General features: G+C 79.4%; 2 protein-coding genes. One reads left to right on the forward strand and one right to left on the reverse strand.

Annotation, left to right across the window (positions count from 1 at the left end; translation table 11 throughout):
• On the forward strand, positions 1 to 695 hold a 695-nt coding region (locus tag ABD317_RS36765; RefSeq protein ID WP_344296389.1), incomplete at its 5' end, for a S8 family serine peptidase.
• A gap of 48 nt (positions 696 to 743) precedes the next feature.
• On the opposite strand, the gene ABD317_RS36770 is transcribed toward ABD317_RS36765, so the two are convergent.
• Positions 744 to 1548: type ISP restriction/modification enzyme (locus ABD317_RS36770; RefSeq protein WP_344296393.1), on the reverse strand; the 805-nt coding region annotated here is incomplete at its 5' end.

Below are 1548 nucleotides of genomic sequence, written 5' to 3' on the forward strand. Positions count from 1 at the left end.
TGACCGTCGCGCACTCCGCGGACCCGCACTTCGGCCCCCGGCTGCGCGCCGTCCGCGGCGTGCAGTCCGCGGGCGCGACCCGCACCGCGCCGCTGCCGCGCACGGCGGCGGCGGTCGGCGAGGGCGCGTTCCGGACGTACCGGGACCCGGGGGAGACCGGCCGGCAGCCGCGCAGCGACACCGCGGGCGGCGTACCGCAGGAGCCGATGGAGGCCGACCAGTGGTCGCTGCGCGTCGTCCGCGCCGACCGGGCCCACGAGATCTCCACCGGCAGCCCGGACGTCACCGTCGGCGTGCTCGACAACGGCGTCGAGGACACCCACCCCGACCTCGCGGCCAACTTCTCCGCGAGCCGGTCCGCCGACTGCTCCGGCGGCGTCGCCGACACCCGCCCCGGCGCCTGGCGCCCCTACCCCGGGGACGGCATCGAGGGCCACGGCACCTGGGTCTCCGGTCAGATCGCCGCCACCGCGCAGGCGTCGGGCGTCGCGGCGCTGCTCGCGAGCGCGCACCCGCGCGCCTCCGCCGCCGAGTTGCGGCGCATGCTGCTGGCCCAGGCCGACGACCCCGGCTGTCCGGACGGCTACGACCCGGACGGCGACGGCGTCGACAACGCCGTCTGCGCGGGCGGTGACCGGTACAACGGCTTCTACGGCGCCGGGGTGGTGGACGCCCTGGACGCGGTGCGGCGGTAGCGGCGGGCGGACCGGAGGGGGCGGCCCTGCGCGGGCCGCCCGGCCGGGTCAGATCAGCGCGAACTGCCCCTCCGGGCCCTCCTCGCGGTGGTCCAGCACCGACGCCGGCCGGCGCGCCGACTCGGGAACGGGCAGGATGCCCGCCTCCCGCAGCTCCGCCGCCGTGATCTCGGCGTCGTGCGGGCCGCCGTCCGCGTCCGGTGTCCCGTACACCGCCGACCCCCGCAGCTCCGCGAGCAGCGCCAGCACCGTGATCAGCTCCAGCAGCTCCGACGTCCACTCCTGCGGCCACGACGTCGGACGTATCGCCGCGAGCGTCCCCGGCTCGACGGGCTCCAGCCGCCCGGCGATCCACTGCTCCAGCACGGGGACGCCGCCCTCCGCGAACTCCCACGCCTCCCGCGGCACCGGCGCGATGCGCCCCTCGCCGAGGAGCAGCGCTTCCTCCTCCGGGTCGTACGACACCTCCGCCGGCCGGGCCGGTATCGCCGCGCGTACGTACGGCCGCCGCCCGCCCGGCAGCCGGGGCTTCGCGGCGCCGCGGGCCCCGCGCAGCTGCACCTCAAGCATCCGCCGCCCCAGCTCCACGCCGGCCCGCCACGCCTCGGCGTCCGCGGTCAGCGGCACCGCGCAGCCGCGCGGGGTGGCCCGCCCGACGGCCAGCGCCCAGGCGAACAGGTCCTCCGGCGCGACCCTGCCGCCCAGCCGCCTGCCCAGCCAGCGCAGCAGCCGGGGCGCGACGTTGGGCTCCCGCCCCCGGACCCGCCGGTACAGCGGCCGGATCCGCCCCGGCCGCCCGGCGGGCGACCGCCCGTCCGGCAGCAGCGCGGACGCGACGACCGCGAGCCCGCCG

This window comes from Streptomyces synnematoformans (assembly GCF_039531005.1).
Classification (GTDB): Bacteria; Actinomycetota; Actinomycetes; order Streptomycetales; family Streptomycetaceae; genus Streptomyces; species Streptomyces synnematoformans.